The organism is Pseudomonas nitroreducens, assembly GCF_024170165.1.
GTDB lineage: Bacteria > Pseudomonadota > Gammaproteobacteria > Pseudomonadales > Pseudomonadaceae > Pseudomonas > Pseudomonas nitroreducens_C.
In genome coordinates, this window is sequence record NZ_JALJXP010000007.1 from 359,302 (window position 1) to 380,940 (window position 21,639).

A 21,639-nucleotide genomic window follows, 5' to 3' on the forward strand; every position below is an offset into this window, starting at 1 on the left:
TCAGGGGGAGCGCCGCATGAGCCGCGATCCGCTCACGCCCCCGCACGCCTCCGACGGACAGGACAAGTTCGCCAAAGCCTTTCATACGGCGCCCGATGCCATGGTCATCACCGACCGGGACAGCGGAAAATTCCTCGAGCTCAACGCCAGTTTCGTCGACCACTTCGGCTGGAGCCGCGAAGAAGCGCTCGGCCGCACCTCGGTGCAACTCGGTCTCTGGCACAGCCTCGACGAACGCCAGCGAATGCTCGACAAGATCACCGCCGAACGGCAGATCGACGGCTTCGACGTCACCCTCATCACCCGCGCGGGCGAAGTCCGCAGCGCCCGTGTGTATGGCTGCCAGATCGAACAGGATGGCCGCCCGTGCCTGGTACTGACCGTCCGCGACATTACCCGCATGCGCGCCCAGGAACGCGCCCTGCGCGACAGCCAGGAGCGCCTGGACCTGGCGCTGGATTCCGCGCAACTGGGCATCTGGGACTGGCACATCCCCAGCGGCCTGCTCTACGGCTCCGCCCGCGCCGCCGTGCTGCACGAATTGCCTGACCGGGATTTCCACGGCCCCTTCGGCGAATTCTTCGCCTGCGTCGACAAGTCCGACCGCCAGCGCATGCGCCAGGCCTACTCCCGGCTCGCCCGCGGGCCGGAGAACGACTACCAGTTCACCTACCGCGCCCAGCTGGACTCCGGCGAGGTCCGCTATCTGGAAAGCCGTGCACGGCTGTACCGCGACGCCCGCGGCAAACCGCTGCGCATGGCCGGTACTCTGCTCGACATTACCGAACGGGTGCTGCGCGAGCGCAGCCTGGAAGCTTCGGAAGAGAAGTTCGCCAGCCTGTTCCAGGGCAGCCCGGACCCGATCTGCGTATCGCGCGTGCGCGACGGCGAGTTCGTCGAAGTGAACCCGAGCTTCTGCAGCACCTTCGGCTGGCTCGCCGAGGACATCATCGGCCGCTCGTCCCACCAGATCACCTTCTGGGCCGACCACCACCAGCGTTCGCGGTTGTTCGAACAACTGATGCGCGACCATTCGCTGCAGAACATCGAGGTGCAGTTCCTCACCCGCGACGGCCAGAGCCTCACCTGCATGGTCGCCAGCCGGTTGATCTGGGTCGACCGCCAACTGTGCATCCTCTCCAGCTTCCGCGACGTCACCCGCCGGCTGCAGGCCGAGGCCGCGCTCCAGGCCAGCCAGGAGAAGTTCGCCAAGGCGTTCCACTCCAGCCCCGACGCCATCACCATCACCGAGCGCGAGACCGGCCGCTACATCGAGGTCAACGAAGGCTTCCATCGCCTGACCGGCTACCGCACCGACGAGGTGATCGGGCAAACCTCCCTGGGCATCAATATCTGGGCCGACCCGGACGAGCGCCTGAACATGATCGCCGCGCTGAACCGCGACGGCTTCGTCCACCATCTGGAAATGCGCGGCCGCCACCGCGACGGCATGATCAAGACCGTGGACGTGTCGGTGGAACCGATCGAACTGGGCGGCGTGAACTGCCTGCTGCTGACCGCCCGCGACACCAGCGAGCTGCGCGAGGCCGAAGCGCGCATCCAGCACCTCGCCTACCACGACGCCCTGACCGACCTGCCCAACCGCGCCCTGCTGATGGACCGCCTCAAGCAGCAGATTTCCCTGCTGCAACGCCACAGCCTGCGCGGCGCCCTGCTGTTCCTCGACCTGGACCACTTCAAGCACATCAACGACTCGCTCGGCCACTCGGTCGGCGACTCCATCCTGCAGATGGTCACCGCGCGCCTGGAAGCCAGCGTGCGCCAGGAAGACACCGTGGCCCGCCTGGGCGGCGACGAGTTCGTGGTGCTGATCACCGGCATCGAGGGTAGCCGCCTGGAAACGGCCCAGCAGGTCCGCCAGCTGGCGGAAAAACTCCGCGACCTGCTGGCCGAGCCGATGCTGCTGGACGGCCACCGGCTGCAGATCACCCCGAGCATCGGCATCGCGCTGATCCCCGACGACGGCGCGACTCCGGACGACCTGCTCAAGCGCGCCGACATTGCCATGTACCGCGCCAAGGACGCCGGGCGCAACACCGTGCAGCTGTTCCACGAATCCATGCAGCAGGCCGCCAGCGAGCGCCTGCGCCTGGAGAACGGCCTGCGCATGGCCCTCGCCCGTCGCGAATTCAACCTGCACTACCAGCCGCAGGTGGACGCCCGCGATTCGCGCATCGTCGGCGCCGAAGCACTGCTGCGCTGGCGTCACCCGACTCGCGGCCCGCAATCGCCGGCCAGCTTCATCCGCGTGCTGGAGGACAGCGGGCTGATCGTCGAAGTCGGCCAGTGGGTCATCGAGGAAGCCTGCCGCACCGGCGCGCGGCTGCTCGCCGAGGGCCGCATCGACATCGAGAATTTCAGCCTGAGCGTGAACATCAGCCCGCGGCAGTTCCGTCAGAGCGACTTCGTCGAGCGCCTGCTCGGCCTGCTGCACAAGACCCGGCTGCCGCCCAGCCTGCTGAAGCTGGAGATCACCGAGGGCATCGTGATCCAGCAACTGGACGACACCATCGCGCGCATGGAGCGTCTGCGCGAGATCGGCGTGCGCTTTGCCATGGACGACTTCGGCACCGGCTACTCCTCGCTGACCTACCTCAAGCGCCTGCCGGTGGACAGCCTGAAGATCGACCAGAGCTTCGTCCGCGACGCGCCCAACGACAGCAACGACGCGGAAATCGTCCGCGCCATCATCGCCATGGGCAAGAGCCTGGGCCTGGAGCTGATCGCCGAAGGCGTGGAAACCCCGGAGCAGCTGGCGCTGCTCGCGGAGCAGGGCTGCCACCAGTACCAGGGCTACCTGTTCAGCCGCCCGGTGCCGCTGGAGGAGTTCATCGCCCTGCTGCCGGGCTGCGAGCAGCAGGCGACCTGAGGCCCGTCACTCGGCGGGCCGCAGTTCCGACATCACCACCATCACCTGGGCCTCGTCGGCTTCGCCGTCGTTGAGGTACAGGTGGCCGACGCTGCTGTCGAAGTAGGCCGTCTCGCGCGGCCCGATGCTGACCGACTCGCCCGTCTCGAACTGGATGCGCACGCGGCCGGCCACCACCATGGCGAACTCCTGGCCGGGGTGGCGGACGAAATCGTCGAACTCGCCGACCTCGCGGGCGAAGATGCGCGCGTACAGCGGCGTCATGCTGCGTTGCGGGAAATCGCCGGCGATGGGGTAGTACTCGTAGCCGCCGGTGTCGTAGCCCGCCGTGTCATCCACCTGGGTCTTGACGAAAGTCTTCAGCCCCGTCAGCCCGCCGACGGGCGGCAAAGGCCGGAACAACTGGGCGATATCCACCTGCAGGGCGCGGGCGGCGGCGGCCAGCTTGTCGTAGCTCACCGCGACCTGCGCCAGCTCCATCTTCGACAGGGTGGAAACCGCCACGCCAGACAGGTCGGAGAGCTGTTTCAGGGTCAGCTTCTGCTGCTTGCGAACCGCCCGCAGGCGCGCACCGACTTCGTCTCGATCCAGTTGCTGGGGCTTGGGTAGTGCCTGGGCGGTTTCGCTCATGGGACGTCTCGTGAGGGGGCCGACGAAAGTTTACCGGGCCTTGCCTTTGGCGCAAAAATTCTCATATCTTAGATTTCTCACATACGAGAAAATCTGCAGAAGGCCCTTGCAGTGAGCCATTTCGATTTCGTCATCATCGGCGCCGGCATTGCCGGCACCTCCCTCGCCTACCGCCTGAGCGAGACGCACAACGTGCTGGTGCTGGAGCGCGAAGAGCAGCCCGGCTACCACGCCACGGGGCGTTCCGCCGCCATGTTCATGGAGGCCTACGGCACGCCGCAGATCCAGGCGCTGACCCGCGCCAGCCGCGCCTTCTACGAGAAGCCGCCAGCGGGCTTCAGCGAGCATCCGATCCTCACCCCGCGCGGCTGCCTGTACGTCGGCGGCCCCGAACACGTCGAACTGCTCAAGCGGGCCGAAGCCACACCCGGCGTGCAGCGCATCAGCACCGAACAGGCGCTGGAATTCCTTCCCGTCCTGCGCGCCGACACCATCATCGGCGCGCTCTACGAGCCGGACGCCCGCGACCTCGACGTGCACGCCCTGCACCAGGGCTACCTGCGTTCGCTGCGCCAGCGCGGCGGCGAACTGCGCTGCAACCGCGAGCTGCTCTCGGCCCGCTATGCGAACGGCCGCTGGGCGCTGGAACTCAGCCACGGCGAAACCATACAGGCCGCGCAACTGGTCAACGCTGCCGGCGCCTGGGCCGATCATGTGGCCAATCGCTGCGGCATCCGCCCGATCGGCCTGCAACCCTGCCGTCGCACCGCCTTCACCTTCCCGGTGCCCGATGGCATGGACATCAGCCGCTGGCCGACGGTGATCGGCATCGACGAAAGCTTCTACTTCAAGCCGGACGCCGGTCAGCTGCTCGGCTCGCCCGCCAATGCCGACCCGGTGGAGGCGCAGGACGTGCAGCCCGAGGAACTGGACATCGCCCTGGGCGTGCACCACATCGAGGAGCACACCACCCTGGCGATCCGCCGACCGAACCACTGCTGGGCCGGCCTGCGCTCCTTCGTCGCCGACGGCGACCTGGTGATCGGCCAGGACGCGCAGAACCCGGCGTTCTTCTGGCTGGCCGCCCAGGGCGGCTACGGCATCCAGTCCGCCGACGGCGTGTCGCGCCTGGCCCAGTCGTTGCTGCTCGGCCAGCCATTGCCCGAATCCCTGCGCCAGGAAGGCGTCGATCCCCGACGCCTGAGCCCGGCGCGCCTGCGTTGAATTCCCCCGGAGACCTTAGAATGAGCGATATCCAGCGTTACCCCAGCAGCCTGCCCTTCCCCTTCTCCCGCGCCGTGAAGGCCGGCGGCTTCCTGTTCCTGTCCGGGCAGATCCCGATGACCGCAGACGGCCAGGTGGTGAAGGGCGATATCCAGACCCAGACCGAAGCGGTGATGACCCGCATCGCCGAAAGCCTGGAAGCCTGCGGCGCCAACTACTCGCAGGTGGTGAAGGCCACCGTATGGCTGTCCGACATGGCGCACTTCGCCGGCTTCAACGAGGTGTACAAGCGCTACTTCGAACAGGGCCTGCCGGTGCGTTCCTGCGTGGCTTCGGCTCTGGCGCTGGGCGTGGACGTCGAAGTGGAAGTCCAGGCCTACGTCGGCCAGGCGTGACCCCTTCCGGCCCGGCCGCGCGCGGGGCCGCTCCCATAACAACAACAGAGTCTCGATCATGAAAACCAGTCTCAAGCTCGGCGGGGCCTACATCGGCCTGGTGGTGGGCGTCGGCTTCGCCTCGGGCCAGGAGATCCTCCAGTTCTTCGGCGGCTTCGGCCTCATGGGCCTGGCCGGCGCGCTGGTGGCGCTGGCACTGTTCGCCTTCCTGCTGATGAACCTCTACCAGATCGGCAGCCGCCTGCAGACCCAGTCGCACAAGGAAGCCATGGAGTACATCTGTGGCAAGCCGCTGGGCCGCGTCGTCGACCTGATGCTGACCTTCTTCCTGTTCGGCACCATGGTGGTGATGTTCGCCGGCGCCAACTCCTCCTTCGAGCAGCAACTGGGCATCGGCCACTCCATCGGCGGCATCGTCCTCGGCGTGCTGACCGTGATCACCGTGTGTCTGGGGCTGAAGCGGGTGATCACCCTGATGAGCCTGATCACCCCGGTGCTGATGATCATCGTGGCGATCATCGCCATCTACGCGCTGACACATATCCACAAGCCGCTGGCGGAGCTGGAGCAGATCGCCCTGGCGGTGCCGCACCCGGCGCCCAACTGGCTGTTCGGCGCGCTGCTCTATGTCTCCTATAACGTCGCCGCCACCGCAGCGGCCGTGGTGGTGATGGGCGGCAGCGTGGCCAACCTGCGCACCGCGGCGATGGGTGGTGTGTTCGGCGGTATCGGCGTGGGCGTGCTGATCCTCGCCATGGCCCTGGTGATGCTGGTGCAGATCGACGTGATCGGCGGCAGCGCCATCCCCACCCTGTTGCTGAGCAACAACATCGCGCCCTGGTTCGGCGACGTGATGCTGGCCCTGCTGCTGGTGAAGCTCTACTGCACCACCAGCGGTTTCGCCTACACCCTGGCCGCGCGCTGCGCCGCCTATGGCGTGCCGTTCCGCGTGGCGACCGTGGTCGCCGTGGTACTCGCCTTCATCGCCAGTCAGGTCGGCTTCGTCAAGCTGGTGGGCCTGGTCTATCCGGCCATGGGTTACCTGGGCTTCGTGCTGATGGTTGCCATCGTCATCGCCTGGTGGCGCAATCGCTCGGCGCCACTGCCGGATCGCCAGAACGCCTGATCGAGGCAAAAACGAAAACGCCCGTCTCTGGCGAGACGGGCGTTTTGCTTTGCGGCTACGGCCCGGCTGATGCCGGGATGCTACTCAGCCTTCGATGGCCGGGTTCTGGCCGTTGATGGCGATCCGCTTGGGCTTGGCTTCTTCCGGAACGATGCGCACCAGCTCGACACTGAGCAGGCCGTTCTTCAGCGATGCGCCCTGCACCTCGATATGGTCGGCGAGGCGGAACGACAGCTTGAAGGCGCGCTGGGCGATGCCCTGGTGCAGGTAGGTGACGCTCTCGGAAGCCTTTTCGCGCTTGCCGCCGTTGACGGTCAGCACACCGCGCTCCACTTGCAGCTCCAGGTCTTCCTCCTGCAGGCCGGCGGCAGCGATGACGATGCGGTACTGGTCGTCACCATGCTTCTCGACGTTGTAGGGCGGGTAGGAACTGCCGCCTTCACTGCGCAGGGCGGACTCGAACAGATCGTTGAAGCGATCGAAGCCGACGGACTGGCGGAACAGCGGGGCGAGGGAAAGGACGTTGCTCATGCGAATCTCCTGAAATTTTCAGCAAGGTATGATCGGGAGCCTGACATCAGAACTCCGGTGCGGGACCCGTCTTCGGCCTCCCGCAGGAACATAGATTGGGCTGCCCGGATTCATTTCAAGCCCCTCTTCGCAACAGGAAGATTTCCATGGACAAGGTCATGCTGATCACCGGTGCCAGTCGCGGTATCGGCGCCGCCACCGCCCTGCTGGCCGCCGAGCGCGGCTTTGCCGTGGCGCTCAACTACCGCCGCGAGCGGGAAGCGGCCCTGGCGCTGGTCGCGCAGATCACGGCGGCCGGCGGCAACGCACGCGCCTTTGCCGCCGACGTGGCGAACGAGGAAGACGTGCTGCGCCTGTTCCGTGAAGTGGACGAAGCCTTCGGCCGCCTCGACGTGCTGGTGAACAACGCCGGCATCCTGGAGCGCCAGATGTGCCTGGTGGACATGGACGTGGCGCGCCTGCAGCGGGTGTTCGCGGTGAACGTCACCGGCACCTTCCTCTGCTGCCGCGAGGCGGTGAAGCGCATGGCGCGCGAGCACGGCGGCGCTGGCGGAAGCATCGTCAACATCTCGTCCATGGCCTCGCGCCTGGGCTCGCCCAACGAATACATCGACTACGCGGCCGCCAAGGGCGCGGTGGACAGCCTGACCATCGGCCTGGCCAAGGAAGTGGCGGCGGATGGCATCCGCGTGAATGCCGTGCGGCCGGGGCTGATCCGCACCGAAATCCACGCCAGCGGCGGCGAGCCAGGGCGCGTGGAGCGCCTGCAGTCGGCGATTCCGCTGGGCCGCGGTGGTGAAGCGGAAGAAGTGGCGCGGGCGATCCTGTTCCTGGCTTCGGATGAGTCCAGCTATAGCACCGGCGGTTTCGTCGACGTCAGCGGCGGGCGATAACCTGTACGAGCGCGCCATGCGCGCGATCGCGGGCATGGCTGTTCTGGTCAAGTTCTGCGCGGGGGCGGCCCTCTCCCCCGCCCTCTCCCTGAAGGGAGAGGGAGCCGTCCGTACCGGCTGACACATTAGTTTCATTCTGCGCCGAACAGTCCCCTCTCCCTTCGGAGCGGGGCGCGTAGCCAGGGCTAGGGAGAGGGCGGCTCAGCGTTTTTCCAGCGAATTCGAGTCAGGCTGCGACTTCGATCTCGACCTGCAGCATCCGGTCGAGCACTTCGCAGTCATGCTCGCGGCGTACCTGGACGAACAGCTCCACAGCTTCGGGATAGCTGCGGGTGAGCATCCCCAGCCACTGTTTCAGACGCCCCGGCGCATAGCGCGGCGCCAGCTTGCGCCGGGCCTGGCGCCAGAAGTCGTCGAGCAGCACACGCACTTCCGACCAGGGCATCTGCACTACCTCGCGACCATCGCGCCAGGCGGCGATCTGCCGGGCGAGGTCCGGGCGGGAAACCAGCCCGCGGCCGAGCATGATGTCCGCCACGCCACTGACGGAACGGCAGCGCTGGTAGTCCTCAAGGGTCCAGACTTCGCCATTGGCGAACACCGGCACCTTCACCGCATCAGCCACTTTCGCCACCCACTCCCAATGGGCCGGCGGCTTGTAGCCCTCCGCCTTGGTCCGCGCATGCACCACCACATGGGCGGAGCCGGCATCGGCCAGGGCGCGAGCACAGTCGATGGCGCCGTCCGGGCTGTCGTAGCCCAGGCGCATCTTCGAAGTCACGGGAATGTGCGCAGGCACCGCACGGCGGACGGCCTCGATGATGCTGAACAGCAGCTCGGGCTCCTTGAGCAGCACCGCGCCGCCACGGGAACGGTTCACCGTCTTCGCCGGGCAGCCGAAGTTCAGGTCGATCACCGGAGCGCCCAGCTCGCAGGCCTGCACGGCGTTTTCCGCCAGCAGCTGCGGGTCGGAACCGAGCAGTTGAACGCGCATCGGCACGCCGGCACGGGTGCGGCTGCCATGCGCCAGTTCCGGAGCGAGCGCCAGGAACGACGAAGGCGGTAGCAGCCGGTCGTTGATGCGGATGAATTCGGTGACGCACCAGTCGATGCCGCCGACACGGGTCAGCACATCGCGGAGGATGTCATCTACCAGCCCCTCCATCGGGGCCAGGGCGATCTGCACGGGGGAATCTCGGGCTATGGCGAAGGCCGCGGATTGTAGGGAATGCGCCGCGCCGGGAAAAGCGCGGCACGACGGATCACGCGCCGGCGGCCACGGTTTCCGGGGAGAGCAGCGCGCGGCCGTAGCCCTCGATGAACTCCGACGGCATGCGCTTGGGCTTGCCGCTGGACAGCTCGATGCAGACGAAGGTGGTCTGCGCACGCAGCAGGGTCAGGGCATCCGCCGGACGCACCAGCTGGAAGTGCCGGGTCATCTTCAGGCGCTGGTCGGACTGGACGATCCAGGTCGCCAGTTGCAGCTGTTCGCCTTCGTAGGCGGCGGCCAGGTAATCCACCTCGTGGCGCACCACGGCCATGGCGCGATCCAGCCGGCGGTACTCGGCCAGGTCCAGGCCCAGGCTCTGGGAGTGACGCCAGGCACAGCGTTCCAGCCAGCTGACGTAGACGGCGTTGTTGGCGTGGCCGAGGCCGTCGATGTCCTCGGACTTGACCTCGATATCGATGACGAACGGGTCGGGCAACTGCCAACTCATGAAGCGTGCTCCAGGCTTGCGGCCAGCGCGATCGCTTCGGCGGCCAGTTGGGTGATCTGGTCCCAGGCGCGGGCGCGGACCAGGCTGGGCGGCGCGATCCAGGTACCGCCGACGCAGGCGACGTTGGGCAGGCGCAGCACGTTGAGCAGGTTTTCCTGGGTGATGCCGCCAGTCGGGCAGAAGCGGATGCCGGAGAAAGGCGCCTTCAGGCTCTTGAGCATCTTGATCGCGGCGTTGCCGTCGGCCGGGAAGAGTTTCAGCGAGCGGTAGCCGTACTCCAGCGCCACCAGCACTTCGGACGGCGTCATCACCCCCGGCAGGAAAGGCAGTTTCGCATCGTCGGCGGCGGCCACCAGGCGCGGTGTGCAACCGGGGCTCACCGCGAATTGCGCACCGGCGTCGCGGGCCTCCTGGAACTGCTCGGTGTGGATCAGTGTACCGGCACCCACGACCATCTCCGGCAGCTCGCGGCGGATCTCGGCCACCGCATCCAGCGCCTGCGGCGTACGCAGGGTCACTTCCAGCACCCGCACGCCACCGTCGTACAGGGCGCGGGCCAGATCACCCGCCAGCGCCACGTCATCGATCACCAACACCGGCATGACCGGGCGAGCCTGCTGCAGCACCCAGTCCAGCGACAGATTCATGCATTCCCCCAATCGACCACCCGCGTGCGCAAGACCTCGCGCCCAGGCCGGGGCGGCCGGAAATGCCCGAAAGTCTACGCCAGCGCGCCGGGCCTGACGACCCGCAACGGGCCATCATGCAACGAAAACGGCGGCCTGTAGCCGCCGTTATCAAACGGGTGAATGAGTCAGGATGCCAATGCCAGGGGCAACGGCATCTCGACTTCCTCCAACAGCTCCAGGATCGCCTCGGTGACCACCGCATCCGCCAGCACGCGGTGATGCCCGCCCTCCTTCAGGCGCAGCAGCCGGCTGCGCGGCCAGGCGTCGTGAATGGCCGCGGACTCGCCAGCCCGCACATAGCGATCGTCTTCCGCGTGCACCACCAATCCGGGGAAATCCAGCCGATAGCGCGCGACATCCAACTGCTTGGCAACGATGCCCGTGCGCCCCTCGATCATGCGGATGAAGCGTGACCGCGCCACTGGGGGCAGGCCGACCATCCGCGAGAAGCCGCGCAGAACGCCCAGCACATTGCTCGGCGCGCCGATGGTCACCAGCGTTTCGGTACGCAGGCCCATCTGGGTCGCGAGCAAGGCGCTGGCACCGCCCATGGAATGGCCGATCACCGCGCGCAGCGGCGGCAGTTCGTCAGCCGCTTCGAGCAGGGCGCGGGCGAACAACACGATGTCCGCTTCGCGCCCCGGCGAGCGACCGTGGCCCGGTCCGTCGAGGGCGATGACACCATAGCCGGCACCCACCAGTTTCTCGATCAGCGTGGCGAATTGGGTGGGGCGCCCTTCCCAACCGTGCATTAGCAGCACGGCGGGGCCTTCACCCCAGCGCAGCGCGGACAGGCCGAAGCGCAGGGTGACGCGCTCGGAGCTGGCCAGCAGCGGCAGCTCCCAGTCGCGCGGGGCGTATTGATTGGGCGTCACGAACAGCTGCCCCATGCGCTTCGCCGCCCACTGCGGCGCAACACGTCCCAGGGTGGCATTGAATCCTCGAACCCAGCTCAGACTGCTCATTTGCCGTACCTCCTCAGATCACCGCTTTTTTCGCGGCACGCAGGACACGATCGGACAGGTCGCCAGTGCCCAGGGCACGAGCCAGAGCCAGTCCGCCAATCATCAGGGCCAAGTCGCTGAGCACGCTGTCGATTTCCTCGGGGCGGCCGGCCAGCGCCGCGACCATCAATTCCACGTGCTCTTCCAGGGTCTGGCGGAAACCTTCCGGCAGGTTGGCCACCTCGTTCAGCGAACTGGGGATCGGGCAGCCGTCCTCCTCGGTATCGCGGTGCTTGCGCGACAGGTAGAACTGCGCGGTCAGTGCGCGGCGCTCAGCGAAGGTCGATTGCGGGTCGAAGCGCTTGAGCCCCTCGCGGCGCTTGGCGAGCAACTCGCGGAAGGCCTCCAGCATCAGCGCGTCCTTGCTCTCGAAATGCGAATAGAAGCCGCCCACCGTCAGCCCCGCCGCCGACATCACCTCGCCCACACTGGGGCCGACCGGCCCGTGCTGCAGCAAGGCGCTGGTGGCGGCGGAAAGAATGCGTTCGCGGGTCTGGGCTTTCTTGTCGCTCATGGCTGACTGCTCGCTCGGATAAAATATTATGGAGAGAATATTATTCTCATAATAAAAATCGGCAAGCAGAAAGCGCGACCACTGGTCGGAGGAACATTTTCTGGAGGGAGAAAAAACAAAAGGGCCACTGAAAGTCTCAGTGGCCCTATAGGCATCGCAGAGCGATAAAAATGGCGTCCCCTAGGGGACTCGAACCCCTGTTACCGCCGTGAAAGGGCGGTGTCCTAGGCCACTAGACGAAGGGGACATATCCTTCGAAGAAACCCACCAGGCGGTGGATTCTGGCTTCATCCCGTACGGGAATTTGGTGGAGCTAGACGGGATCGAACCGTCGACCTCTTGCATGCCATGCAAGCGCTCTCCCAGCTGAGCTATAGCCCCAGATGACTCTGGCTGACGACGCGAACGCATCGTCGCTGGATAAGTGGCGTCCCCTAGGGGACTCGAACCCCTGTTACCGCCGTGAAAGGGCGGTGTCCTAGGCCACTAGACGAAGGGGACGCAAAACCTTCGATTTCAGCCTTGTCCGGACCAGACAAAGCTTACTGGTAATTTGGTGGAGCTAGACGGGATCGAACCGTCGACCTCTTGCATGCCATGCAAGCGCTCTCCCAGCTGAGCTATAGCCCCAAAGTACCGCTGGATCTACCGTTCCGCTTCGCCCTGTCAGTTCAGTTCGTCGCTGGAACGGGGCGCATCTTAGGGGCGAGGCGAACCCCTGTCAACAACATTTTTTCAGATTTCTTATTTTTTTCTCCCAAAGAACAAACACTTATGTGACCACCCCGGTTTTCGCCCGGCGAAATCCGCGGCTCGCCTGCCCTCCCCGGTTCACCCGCCGGCGCCGTCGCCAGCATGAAAAAGGCCGGACGTTTCTCAGCGCCCGGCCTTTTTCAGTGTAGGAAAGAACTCAGGAGCCGATGGCGTCGCGAATCTTTTCCCACTCCTTGGCTTCTTTCTTCGACGCACCGCCCAGCAGCTCCAGGGCCTGGCGCAGGCGATAACGCGACAGGTCGGCGCCGAGGATCTCCATGGCGTCGAGCACCGATACCGAGCTGGCCTGACCGGTGATGGCCGGGAACATCAGCGGCATCACGTCACGCAGCTTGAGGCCGAGGTGCTCGGCCACGGCCTGGATGGTCGCGGTGATCCGCTCCTTCTCCCACTGGCGCAGTGCTTCGAGCTTCCACAGCACCAGTTGCAGCACCTGGCGAACCTGGGTGGCGTCGAGCTTCTTGTGCTCGAACAGCTTGGCGTCCAGTTGCACGCCGCCGCTGAAGAAGAAGCCGGCCAGCGGAGCGATCTGGCTGAAGTTCTCCACGCGGCCTTGCACGTGCGGAGCGATCTTCATCAGGTATTCGGGGTTGAGCGCCCACTTCTGCACTTCCTTCGCGAAGTCCTCGACGGACAGCTCGCGAATCCACTGGCCGTTCAGCCAGGAGAGCTTCTCGATGTCGAAGATCGGACCACCCAGCGACACGCGGGACAGGTCGAAGTGCTCGATCATCTCCGCCAGGCTGAACTTCTCGCGCTCGTCGGGCATGGACCAGCCCATGCGGCCGAGGTAGTTCAGCAGCGCCTGGGGCAGCAGGCCCATGCGCTCGTAGAAGGTGATCGAAGTGGGGTTCTTGCGCTTGGACAGCTTGCTCTTGTCCGGGTTGCGCAGCAGCGGCATGTAGCAGAGCACCGGCTGCTCCCAGCCGAAGTACTCGTACAGCTTGATCAGCTTGGGCGCCGAGGGCAGCCACTCTTCGCCGCGCAGGACGTGGGTGATGCCCATCAGGTGGTCGTCGACCACGTTGGCCAGGAAGTAGGTGGGCAGGCCATCAGCCTTCATCAGCACCTGCATGTCCATGCGGTCCCACGGGATTTCCACGTCGCCACGGAGCATGTCCGGCACCACGCAGACGCCCTCGGTCGGCACCTTCATGCGCACCACGTGGGATTCGCCGGCGGCGATACGCTTGGCCGACTCCTCTTTCGCCAGGTGCATGCAATGGCCGTCGTAGCGCGGGGTTTCCTTGCGCGCCTGCTGCTCGGCGCGCAGTGCGTCGAGGCGCTCGGAGGAGCAGAAGCAGGGGAAGGCATGGCCCTTCTCGACCAGCTCGTCGCTGTACTGCTTATAGATGGCGCCACGCTCGCTCTGCCGGTACGGGCCGTGCGGGCCGCCGACGTCCGGGCCCTCGTCCCACTCGATACCCAGCCAGCGCAGCGCGTCGAAGATCTGCTGTTCCGATTCGCGGGTCGAGCGCACCTGGTCGGTGTCCTCGATACGCAGAATGAACTGACCGCCGTGCTGGCGGGCGAAGCAGAGGTTGAACAGCGCGATATACGCGGTGCCGACGTGCGGGTCGCCGGTGGGAGACGGCGCGATACGGGTGCGGACTGTGGTCATGAAGGCTCTCGTGTGCAGCAATTCTTCGTGTAAAGCGGACAGCGCGCGACGGCGCGCGCGCTCATGGGTGCGATGGTATCAGGCGGGCCGCCTTCGGCTCCAGCCAGCGACCGGGGTCGATGGGCAGGTTATTGATCAGGAAGTCGAGGAAAGCCTTCACCTTCATCGCCTGGAAGCGCCGCGACGGGTACACGGCGTACAACTCGCCCACCGGCAACTGGACCTGCGGCAACACGCGTACCAGGCGACCGCTGGCCAATTGCTCGTCGACGATCAGCTCGGGCAGCGAGGCGATTCCCACCCCGGCCTGCGCAGCTTCGCGGGCAAAGGTGATGTTGTTGCAGGACAGTACCCGGTGGCAGGGTACGGTTTCCCCGCGCAACGGCCAGTAGCGCTGGGAGTCGGCCTGCAGCAGCACGGCGCGGTGGCCGGCCAGTTCCTCGACGGTTTCCGGGCGACCGTGGCGTTTCAGATACTCCGGACTGGCACACAGGCAGCGGTTGGTGACCAGCATGCGCCGGGCGATCAGGGTCGAATCCTCCGGCTGGCCGACCATGATGACGATATCCACGCCCTCCTCCAGCGGATCGACGGTGCGCGAGCTCAGCTCGACCTCGGCGGTGATCTGTGGATAAAGGTTCATGAAGTCGCCCACCACCTTGGCCAGGTACATCTGGCCGAACTCGATGGGGGCGCTGATCCGCAGCAATCCCGAAGGCGCCTGCTGCAGTTGCATCACCGCCTGCTCCGCCTCGGCGAAGTCATGCATGATCTGCCGGCAGCGGTCGTAGTACGCCTGCCCCACTTCGGTCAGGCGCAACTTGCGGGTGGTGCGGTTGATCAGGCGTACGCCCAGGCGTTCTTCCAGCAGCGCGATACGCCGGCTCACCGTGGACTTCTGCATCCCCAGGCTCTGCGCCGCCTGGGTGAAACTGTGCAGTTCCACGACGCGGGTGAAGATCAGCGCATCATCCAGCCCCATGATTGTTCCCTATAAGCAACAAAGTTTCCGAAGTGTAGCGGCTACGTGCCGCCACGGAACACTGTTACATTGGCAAACATTTTTTGGCCAACCAAACGCTCGTTTACCTATGCCCGCACAATTGAAACGCCGCCTGTCCGTGTTCTTCATCATCCTCGCCGTGGTCGCCCTCGCCTTCCTGGCGCGCTGGTATTTCATCGGCCGCTTCGTCGAGAGCACCGACAACGCCTACGTGCAGGGCGAGATTACCCGCATCGCCAGCCAGCTCGGCGCCCGCGTCGACGAGGTACTGGTGCAGGACAACCAGCATGTCGAGAAAGGCCAGTTGCTGGTGAAGCTCGAAGCTGCCGACTTCCAGCTCGCGCTCGACCGCGCCAGGGCCACCCTGGCCACCCGCGAGGCGGAGCTGGAGCAGGCGCGCAGCAAGCTCAAGGGCCAGACCAGCATGATCGCCGCCAGTGCGGCCGACGTGAACGCCAGCCAGGCTACCCTTGGCCGCACCGAGGTCGACCTTGGCCGCGCCCAGGCCCTGCGCAAGCCCGGCTACGTGTCGGAAGAGCGCGTGACCACCCTGGCCGCCGACTCCAACGTCGCCCGCTCCCAGGTGGCCAAGGCCCAGGCCGACCTGCAGGCCCAGCGCGTGCAGCGCGAAACCCTGGGTACCGACGTACAGCGCCTGCAGGCGCAGATCGAGAGCGCCCGCGCCGACATCACCCAGGCCGAGATCAACCTCGCCCGTACCGAAATCCATGCGCCGGTCAGCGGCCTGGTCGGCCAGCGCGGCGCCCGCGTCGGTCAGTACGTGCAGGTCGGCAGCCAACTGCTGTCGCTGGTGCCGGACGACGGCATCTGGGTCCAGGCCAACTTCAAGGAAACCCAGATCGGCAAGATGCGTCCCGGCCAGACCGCCAGGCTGGTGTTCGACTCCTTCCCCGACCAGCCCATCGAAGGCCAGGTGCAGAGCCTGTTCGCCGCCTCCGGCGCGCAGTTCAGCCTGCTGCCGCCGGACAACGCCACCGGCAACTTCACCAAGGTGGTACAGCGCATTCCGGTCAAGATCACCTTCGCCGACGACAACCCGCTCAAGGGGCTGATCCGCCCGGGTATGTCCGTCGCAGCTGAGGTCGAGCTGGGTGGCCGGTGATCAACTGGTCCGGCCGGTCGGCGAACCGACCCGTCGCGACTGGATCGCCGTGTTCAGCGCCATGCTCGGCGCGTTCATGGCGGTGCTCGACATCCAGATCACCAACTCTTCGTTGAAAGACATCCAGGGTGCGCTGGCCGCCACCCTGGAGGAAGGCTCGTGGATCTCCACCTCCTACCTGGTGGCCGAGATCATCATGATCCCGCTCACCGCCTGGCTGGTGCAGCTGCTCTCGGCGCGCCGGCTGGCCTGGATGATCTCCGTCGGTTTCCTGTTCTCCTCCCTGCTCTGCTCGTTCGCCTGGAACCTGGAGAGCATGATCGTGTTCCGCGCCATGCAGGGTTTCACCGGCGGCGCGCTGATCCCCCTGGCCTTCACCCTGGCGCTGATCAAGCTGCCGGAACACCACCGCCCCAAGGGCATGGCGCTGTTCGCCATCACCGCCACCTTCGCACCCTCCATCGGCCCGACCCTGGGTGGCTGGCTGACGGAGAACTTCGGCTGGGAGTACATCTTCTACATCAACATCCCGCCGGGCCTGCTGATGATCGCCGGCCTGCTCTACGGCCTGGAGAAGAAGGAAGCGCACTGGGAACTGCTGAAAAGCACCGACTACGCCGGCATCGTCACCATGGCCATCGGCCTGGGCTGCCTGCAGGTGTTCCTCGAGGAAGGCCACCGCAAGGACTGGCTGGAGTCGAACCTGATCGTCAGCCTGGGCAGCATCGCGCTGGTCAGCCTGATCCTCTTCGTGATCCTGCAGACCTCGCGGCCGAACCCGCTGATCAACTTAGGGATTCTGCGCAACCGCAACTTCGGGCTGTCGAGCATTTCCAGCATCGGCTTAGGGATGGGGCTGTACGGTTCGATCTACGTGCTGCCGCTGTATCTCGCGCAGATCCAGGGCTACAACGCCATGCAGATCGGCGAGGTGATCATGTGGATGGGCGTGCCGCAGCTGTTCCTCATCCCACTGATTCCCAAACTGATGAAGATCATCGAGCCGCGCCTGCTCTGCGCTGTAGGCTTCGGCCTGTTCGGCATGGCAAGCTTCTTCTCCGGCGTGCTCAACCCGGACTTCGCCGGCCCGCAGTTCAACCAGATCCAGCTGTTGCGTGCCCTCGGCCAGCCGATGGTGATGGTCACCATCTCGCTGATTGCCACCGTCTACCTGCAGCCGCAGGACGCGGGCTCGGCTTCCAGCCTGTTCAACATCCTGCGCAACCTCGGCGGCGCCATCGGCATCGCGCTGCTGGCGACCCTGCTGGATAGCCGCGCCAAGGTCTATTACGACTACCTGCGCGAAGCCGTCGTGCCAGTGAATGGCGCGGTGGACGAACGACTGGCACAGCTGACCTCGCAACTGGGGACGCAGCAGGCGGCGCTGGGCAAGATCAGTGAGATCGTCCACCAGCAGGCGGCGATCATGGCCTACAACGACGCCTTCCACGCCATTGGCATCGTGCTGGCGATCAGCATGGTGGCAGTGCTGCTGACCCGCCCGCTGCCGGCAGGCATGGGGGCTGGCGCGGGGGCCGGGGCGCACTGAGCAACACAATAAGTCCGCCCCCAAGACTTGAGCCAGCCTGAAATGCCCTCTCCCCCGGCCTCTCCCTGAAGGGAGAGGCCGGGGGAGAGGGCGTCAGGCGCGTTGATCAGCCCATCGCCACCATGCGATCGCGCAATTTGCCGATCTCGTCGCGCACCCCGGCCGCCGCTTCGAACTCCAGATCGCGGGCCAGCTGGTACATGCGCTCCTCCAACTGCTTGATGCGCTTGCCGATCTCGTCGGGCGTGCGCAGCTCGTTCTCGTACTTGCCGCTCTCCTCCGCCACTTTCGCCAGGCTGCGGCGCTTGCCCTTGGCGCCCGGCACCACGGCACCTTCGAGGATGTCCTTGATGTCCTTCTTCACGCCCTTGGGCACGATGCCGTGCTTGGCATTGAACTCCAGCTGCTTGGTGCGGCGGCGCTCGGTCTCGTTGATTGCCCGCTGCATCGAGCCGGTCATGTTGTCGGCGTAGAGGATCGCCTTGCCGTGCAGGTTCCGCGCGGCGCGGCCGATGGTCTGGATCAGCGAACGTTCGGAACGCAGGAAACCTTCCTTGTCCGCATCGAGAATCGCCACCAGCGCCACCTCGGGCATGTCCAGGCCCTCGCGCAGCAGGTTGATGCCCACCAGCACGTCGAACTTGCCCAGGCGCAGGTCACGGATGATTTCCACCCGTTCCACGGTATCGATGTCCGAGTGCAGGTAGCGCACGCGCACGTCGTGGTCGCCCAGGTAGTCGGTGAGGTCCTCGGCCATGCGCTTGGTCAGGGTGGTGACCAGCACGCGCTGGTCCACTGCCACACGCTTGCCGATTTCCGAGAGCAGGTCGTCCACCTGGGTGGTTGCCGGGCGGATTTCCACTTCCGGGTCGACCAGGCCGGTAGGGCGTACCACCTGCTCGACCACCCGGCCGGCGTGCTGATCCTCATAAGGGCCGGGCGTCGCGGAGACGAAGATGGTCTGCGGGCTGATCCCTTCCCATTCCTCGAAACGCAGCGGGCGGTTGTCCAGTGCCGAGGGCAGGCGGAAGCCGTACTCCACCAGGGTTTCCTTGCGCGAACGGTCGCCCTTGTACATGGCGCCGACCTGGGGAACGCTGACGTGGGATTCGTCGATCACCAGCAGGGCGTTGTCCGGCAGGTAGTCGTAGAGGGTCGGTGGCGGCTCGCCGGGACCGCGACCGGAGAGGTAGCGCGAGTAGTTTTCGATGCCGTTGCAGTAGCCCAGTTCGAGGATCATCTCCAGGTCGAAGCGGGTGCGCTGCTCCAGGCGCTGGGCTTCCACCAGCTTGTTGTTGGTGCGCAGGTAATCCAGCCGCTGCTTGAGCTCGGCCTTGATGTGCTCCACCGCCTCGAGCAGCGTCTCCCGCGGGGTGACGTAGTGGCTCTTGGGGTAGAAGGTGAAGCGCGGCAGCTTGGTCAGCACCTCGCCGGTCAGCGGGTCGAAGGCAGCGATGTTCTCCACTTCGTCGTCGAACAGCTCGATGCGGATGGCCTCGAGGTCCGATTCCGCCGGGAAGACATCGATCACATCGCCGCGCACACGGAAGGTCGCGCGGGCGAAATCCATGTCGTTGCGGGTGTACTGCAGGCTGGTCAGGCGGCGCAGCAGCTCGCGCTGGTCCATCTTGTCGCCACGGTCCAGGTGCAGGACCATCTTCAGGTAGGACGCCGGGTCGCCAAGGCCGTAGATCGACGACACGGTGCAGACGATGATGGCGTCCTTGCGCTCCAGCAGCGCCTTGGTCGCCGACAGCCGCATCTGCTCGATGTGGTCGTTGATCGAGGAATCCTTCTCGATATAGGTGTCCGAGGACGGTACGTAGGCCTCGGGCTGGTAGTAGTCGTAGTAGGAAACGAAGTACTCGACGGCGTTGTTCGGGAAGAAGGTCTTGAACTCGCCGTAGAGCTGCGCGGCCAGCGTCTTGTTCGGCGCCAGCACCATGGTCGGGCGCTGCACCTGGGAAATGACGTTGGCGATGCTGAAGGTCTTGCCCGAGCCGGTCACCCCCAACAGCGTCTGGTGCGACAGCCCCGCTTCCAGCCCTTCCACCATCTGTCGGATGGCCTCGGGCTGATCACCGGCGGGCTCGAATCGCGAATCCAGCTGAAAAATCGACATGGGAACCTCGCTTTGGCGTGTGACGCTTCGGTCGCCAAAGCGTCATACCAGTCGAAAAGCACGCGCGACAACTCGCCGCCTGCTGTAGAGGCCTATATAATACCGGCCCGTCGACGCAACCCCCAGCGCCGTGTGCGGGTGGGTTGCAATTGCACTTCACTCCCGCCTTAGAGCTGCTGCCAAAATGAGTCTGTTCTCCGCTGTCGAAATGGCCCCCCGTGACCCGATCCTGGGCCTGAACGAAGCTTTCAACGCCGATACCCGTCCGGGCAAGATCAACCTGGGCGTAGGCGTTTACTACAACGAGGAAGGCCGTCTCCCGTTGCTGCGTGCCGTACAGGCCGCGGAGAAAGCCCGCATCGAAGCCCACGCACCGCGCGGCTACCTGCCGATCGAAGGCATCGCCGCCTACGATTCGGGCGTGCAGAAGCTGCTGTTCGGCGCTGATTCCGAACTGCTGGCCGAAGGCCGAGTGGTCACCACCCAGGCCGTCGGCGGTACCGGCGCGCTGAAGACCGGTGCCGACTTCCTCAAGCGCCTGCTGCCCAACGCCACCGTCGCCATCAGCGACCCGAGCTGGGAAAACCACCGCGCGCTGTTCGAAGCCGCCGGCTTCCCGGTGCAGAACTACCGTTACTACGACGCCGCGACCAACGGCGTGAACCGTGCCGGTCTGCTGGAAGACCTCAACGCCCTGCCCTCGCAGTCCATCGTTGTGCTGCACGCCTGCTGCCACAACCCGACCGGCGTCGACCTGACCATGGACGACTGGAAGCAGGTCCTGGACGTGCTCAAGGCCAAGGGCCACGTGCCGTTCCTCGACATCGCCTACCAGGGCTTCGGCGACGGCATCGACGAAGACGCCTCCGCCGTGCGCCTGTTCGCCAAGTCGGGCCTGAACTTCTTCGTGTCCAGCTCCTTCTCCAAGTCGTTCTCGCTGTACGGCGAGCGCGTTGGCGCCCTGTCGGTCGTGACCGACAGCCGCGAGGAGTCCACCCGCGTCCTGTCCCAGGTCAAGCGCGTGATCCGCACCAACTACTCCAACCCGCCGACCCACGGCGCCAGCGTCGTTGCCGCCGTGCTGAACAGCCCGGAACTGCGTGCCGTCTGGGAAGAAGAGCTGGGCGAAATGCGCACCCGTATCCGCGCCATGCGCGTAGCCATGGTCGAGCAGCTGGCCGCCCTGGGCGCCAAGCGCGACTTCAGCTTCGTTGCCGAGCAGCGCGGCATGTTCTCCTACTCCGGCCTGACCGCCGAGCAAGTTGAGCGCCTGAAGAACGAGTTCGGCATCTACGCCGTCGGCACCGGCCGCATCTGCGTCGCCGCGCTGAACAACGGCAACCTGGACACCGTCACCCGCGCCATCGTCCAGGTGCTGTAAAAAAACCAGGGGAAGTCGTCGGCACGATGTTGACTTCCCCTTTTTAATCAGTAAGATACGCCCCGTTGTTCCGCGATAGCTCAGTCGGTAGAGCAAATGACTGTTAATCATTGGGTCCCTGGTTCGAGTCCAGGTCGCGGAGCCAGAATTCAAAGCCCTCGGCACATGCCGGGGGCTTTTTTATTGGGCGCTGGACTCTCTCCAGGGACTACGTCCCAGGTGATTCCCCCTTCGGGGCCGCGCTGAAGCGCGTTCGGCTGACGCCGTCGAGTCCAGGTCGCGGAGCCAGAATTCAAAGCCCTCGGCACATGCCGGGGGCTTTTTTATTGGGCGCCGGACTCTCTCCAGGGACTGCGCCCCAGGTGATTCCCCCTTCGGGGCCGCGCTGAAGCGCGTTCGGCTGACGCCGTCGAGTCCAGGTCGCGGAGCCAGAATTCAAAGCCCTCGGCACA

Annotated in this window: 18 protein-coding genes and 5 tRNA genes; 9 read left to right on the forward strand and 14 right to left on the reverse strand. The window is 65.6% G+C overall.

Features of this window, described 5'->3' with window-relative positions; genetic code table 11:
- Positions 1–16 precede the first annotated feature (16 nt).
- Positions 17–2,890, forward strand: coding sequence for a sensor domain-containing protein (locus J2T47_RS16735; RefSeq protein ID WP_253448969.1), 2,874 nt, complete (start codon positions 17–19; stop codon positions 2,888–2,890).
- Positions 2,891–2,896: 6 nt separating this feature from the next.
- On the opposite strand, the gene J2T47_RS16740 is transcribed toward J2T47_RS16735, so the two are convergent.
- Positions 2,897–3,520, reverse strand: a complete 624-nt coding sequence (locus tag J2T47_RS16740; RefSeq protein WP_253448972.1) for a helix-turn-helix domain-containing protein — start codon at positions 3,518–3,520, stop codon at positions 2,897–2,899.
- Between the two features lie 111 nt (positions 3,521–3,631).
- Here J2T47_RS16740 and J2T47_RS16745 point away from each other — a divergent pair, with 111 nt between their 5' ends.
- Genes J2T47_RS16745 through J2T47_RS16755 form a run of 3 tightly spaced genes read left to right on the forward strand, consistent with a single transcriptional unit; the run spans position 3,632 to position 6,265 of the window.
- Positions 3,632–4,744 carry an NAD(P)/FAD-dependent oxidoreductase gene (locus J2T47_RS16745; protein WP_253448975.1) on the forward strand — a complete coding sequence of 371 codons (1,113 nt, stop codon included), beginning with the start codon at positions 3,632–3,634 and terminating at the stop codon, positions 4,742–4,744.
- 20 nt (positions 4,745–4,764) lie between these two features.
- Entirely contained in the window at positions 4,765–5,139 is a 375-nt protein-coding gene (locus J2T47_RS16750) for a RidA family protein (protein WP_081519357.1), read from the forward strand.
- A gap of 58 nt (positions 5,140–5,197) precedes the next feature.
- Positions 5,198–6,265: a YkvI family membrane protein gene (locus J2T47_RS16755; protein ID WP_253448977.1), complete on the forward strand. Its 1,068-nt coding sequence runs from the start codon at positions 5,198–5,200 to the stop codon at positions 6,263–6,265.
- 84 nt (positions 6,266–6,349) lie between these two features.
- On the opposite strand, the gene J2T47_RS16760 is transcribed toward J2T47_RS16755, so the two are convergent.
- Positions 6,350–6,796, reverse strand: a complete 447-nt coding sequence (locus tag J2T47_RS16760; RefSeq protein ID WP_081519355.1) for an Hsp20 family protein — start codon at positions 6,794–6,796, stop codon at positions 6,350–6,352.
- 146 nt (positions 6,797–6,942) lie between these two features.
- Between J2T47_RS16760 and J2T47_RS16765 the strand changes: the two genes are divergently transcribed.
- Positions 6,943–7,689 carry an SDR family oxidoreductase gene (locus J2T47_RS16765; protein WP_253448980.1) on the forward strand — a complete coding sequence of 249 codons (747 nt, stop codon included), beginning with the start codon at positions 6,943–6,945 and terminating at the stop codon, positions 7,687–7,689.
- Between the two features lie 226 nt (positions 7,690–7,915).
- Here the strand turns inward: J2T47_RS16765 and J2T47_RS16770 are convergent, their stop codons facing one another.
- The 11 genes from J2T47_RS16770 to J2T47_RS16820 all read right to left on the reverse strand — a co-directional run bounded on the left by J2T47_RS16770 (position 7,916) and on the right by J2T47_RS16820 (position 14,991).
- Positions 7,916–8,875, reverse strand: a complete 960-nt coding sequence (locus J2T47_RS16770; protein WP_253448984.1) for a tRNA dihydrouridine synthase — start codon at positions 8,873–8,875, stop codon at positions 7,916–7,918.
- A 76-nt stretch (positions 8,876–8,951) separates the two neighbouring features.
- Positions 8,952–9,407 carry an acyl-CoA thioesterase gene (locus J2T47_RS16775; protein WP_253448987.1) on the reverse strand — a complete coding sequence of 152 codons (456 nt, stop codon included), beginning with the start codon at positions 9,405–9,407 and terminating at the stop codon, positions 8,952–8,954.
- A complete protein-coding gene (locus tag J2T47_RS16780) occupies positions 9,404–10,054 on the reverse strand; it encodes a bifunctional 4-hydroxy-2-oxoglutarate aldolase/2-dehydro-3-deoxy-phosphogluconate aldolase (RefSeq protein WP_253448990.1) in 651 nt (216 codons plus the stop codon). The genes J2T47_RS16775 and J2T47_RS16780 overlap by 4 nt, the downstream gene beginning before the upstream one ends.
- Positions 10,055–10,221: 167 nt before the next feature.
- Positions 10,222–11,061 (reverse strand): alpha/beta fold hydrolase, encoded by an 840-nt coding sequence (locus J2T47_RS16785; RefSeq protein ID WP_253448992.1) that lies wholly within the window; start codon positions 11,059–11,061, stop codon positions 10,222–10,224.
- A 13-nt stretch (positions 11,062–11,074) separates the two neighbouring features.
- The gene (locus J2T47_RS16790; protein WP_253448994.1) at positions 11,075–11,614 is read right to left on the reverse strand and encodes a TetR/AcrR family transcriptional regulator; all 540 of its coding nucleotides are present in this window, start codon (positions 11,612–11,614) and stop codon (positions 11,075–11,077) included.
- Positions 11,615–11,785: 171 nt separating this feature from the next.
- A tRNA-Glu gene (locus J2T47_RS16795) sits at positions 11,786–11,861 on the reverse strand.
- 58 nt (positions 11,862–11,919) lie between these two features.
- Positions 11,920–11,995 (reverse strand) — tRNA-Ala (locus tag J2T47_RS16800).
- Between the two features lie 44 nt (positions 11,996–12,039).
- Positions 12,040–12,115 (reverse strand) — tRNA-Glu (locus tag J2T47_RS16805).
- A 53-nt stretch (positions 12,116–12,168) separates the two neighbouring features.
- Positions 12,169–12,244, reverse strand: a tRNA-Ala gene (locus J2T47_RS16810).
- A gap of 280 nt (positions 12,245–12,524) precedes the next feature.
- The gene (gene gltX / locus J2T47_RS16815) at positions 12,525–14,009 is read right to left on the reverse strand and encodes a glutamate--tRNA ligase (protein WP_253448996.1); all 1,485 of its coding nucleotides are present in this window, start codon (positions 14,007–14,009) and stop codon (positions 12,525–12,527) included.
- A gap of 61 nt (positions 14,010–14,070) precedes the next feature.
- Positions 14,071–14,991, reverse strand: coding sequence for a LysR family transcriptional regulator (locus tag J2T47_RS16820; RefSeq protein ID WP_253448999.1), 921 nt, complete (start codon positions 14,989–14,991; stop codon positions 14,071–14,073).
- 109 nt (positions 14,992–15,100) lie between these two features.
- Between J2T47_RS16820 and J2T47_RS16825 the strand changes: the two genes are divergently transcribed.
- Positions 15,101–16,135 carry an HlyD family secretion protein gene (locus tag J2T47_RS16825; protein WP_253449001.1) on the forward strand — a complete coding sequence of 345 codons (1,035 nt, stop codon included), beginning with the start codon at positions 15,101–15,103 and terminating at the stop codon, positions 16,133–16,135.
- 49 nt (positions 16,136–16,184) lie between these two features.
- Complete coding sequence (locus J2T47_RS16830; protein WP_253449028.1) at positions 16,185–17,684, forward strand: MDR family MFS transporter; 1,500 nt, start codon at positions 16,185–16,187, stop codon at positions 17,682–17,684.
- Positions 17,685–17,790: 106 nt separating this feature from the next.
- Here the strand turns inward: J2T47_RS16830 and uvrB are convergent, their stop codons facing one another.
- Positions 17,791–19,806, reverse strand: coding sequence for an excinuclease ABC subunit UvrB (gene uvrB, locus J2T47_RS16835; protein WP_253449003.1), 2,016 nt, complete (start codon positions 19,804–19,806; stop codon positions 17,791–17,793).
- A 184-nt stretch (positions 19,807–19,990) separates the two neighbouring features.
- On the opposite strand from uvrB, the gene J2T47_RS16840 reads away from it, so the two are divergent.
- Positions 19,991–21,187 carry an amino acid aminotransferase gene (locus tag J2T47_RS16840; RefSeq protein WP_045211941.1) on the forward strand — a complete coding sequence of 399 codons (1,197 nt, stop codon included), beginning with the start codon at positions 19,991–19,993 and terminating at the stop codon, positions 21,185–21,187.
- 69 nt (positions 21,188–21,256) lie between these two features.
- Positions 21,257–21,332 (forward strand) — tRNA-Asn (locus tag J2T47_RS16845).
- Positions 21,333–21,639: the final 307 nt, after the last annotated feature.

What these genes read in the sequence shown, in the direction of transcription:
- J2T47_RS16735 (WP_253448969.1), top strand. Translation starts at nt 17, where the DNA reads ATGAGCCGCGATCCGCTCACGCCCCCGCACGCCTCCGACGGACAGGAC.
- J2T47_RS16740 (WP_253448972.1), bottom strand. Translation starts at nt 3,520, where the DNA reads ATGAGCGAAACCGCCCAGGCACTACCCAAGCCCCAGCAACTGGATCGA.
- J2T47_RS16750 (WP_081519357.1), top strand. Translation starts at nt 4,765, where the DNA reads ATGAGCGATATCCAGCGTTACCCCAGCAGCCTGCCCTTCCCCTTCTCC.
- J2T47_RS16755 (WP_253448977.1), top strand. Translation starts at nt 5,198, where the DNA reads ATGAAAACCAGTCTCAAGCTCGGCGGGGCCTACATCGGCCTGGTGGTG.
- J2T47_RS16760 (WP_081519355.1), bottom strand. Translation starts at nt 6,796, where the DNA reads ATGAGCAACGTCCTTTCCCTCGCCCCGCTGTTCCGCCAGTCCGTCGGC.
- J2T47_RS16765 (WP_253448980.1), top strand. Translation starts at nt 6,943, where the DNA reads ATGGACAAGGTCATGCTGATCACCGGTGCCAGTCGCGGTATCGGCGCC.
- J2T47_RS16775 (WP_253448987.1), bottom strand. Translation starts at nt 9,407, where the DNA reads ATGAGTTGGCAGTTGCCCGACCCGTTCGTCATCGATATCGAGGTCAAG.
- J2T47_RS16780 (WP_253448990.1), bottom strand. Translation starts at nt 10,054, where the DNA reads ATGAATCTGTCGCTGGACTGGGTGCTGCAGCAGGCTCGCCCGGTCATG.
- J2T47_RS16785 (WP_253448992.1), bottom strand. Translation starts at nt 11,061, where the DNA reads ATGAGCAGTCTGAGCTGGGTTCGAGGATTCAATGCCACCCTGGGACGT.
- J2T47_RS16790 (WP_253448994.1), bottom strand. Translation starts at nt 11,614, where the DNA reads ATGAGCGACAAGAAAGCCCAGACCCGCGAACGCATTCTTTCCGCCGCC.
- gltX (WP_253448996.1), bottom strand. Translation starts at nt 14,009, where the DNA reads ATGACCACAGTCCGCACCCGTATCGCGCCGTCTCCCACCGGCGACCCG.
- J2T47_RS16820 (WP_253448999.1), bottom strand. Translation starts at nt 14,991, where the DNA reads ATGGGGCTGGATGATGCGCTGATCTTCACCCGCGTCGTGGAACTGCAC.
- J2T47_RS16825 (WP_253449001.1), top strand. Translation starts at nt 15,101, where the DNA reads ATGCCCGCACAATTGAAACGCCGCCTGTCCGTGTTCTTCATCATCCTC.
- uvrB (WP_253449003.1), bottom strand. Translation starts at nt 19,806, where the DNA reads ATGTCGATTTTTCAGCTGGATTCGCGATTCGAGCCCGCCGGTGATCAG.
- J2T47_RS16840 (WP_045211941.1), top strand. Translation starts at nt 19,991, where the DNA reads ATGAGTCTGTTCTCCGCTGTCGAAATGGCCCCCCGTGACCCGATCCTG.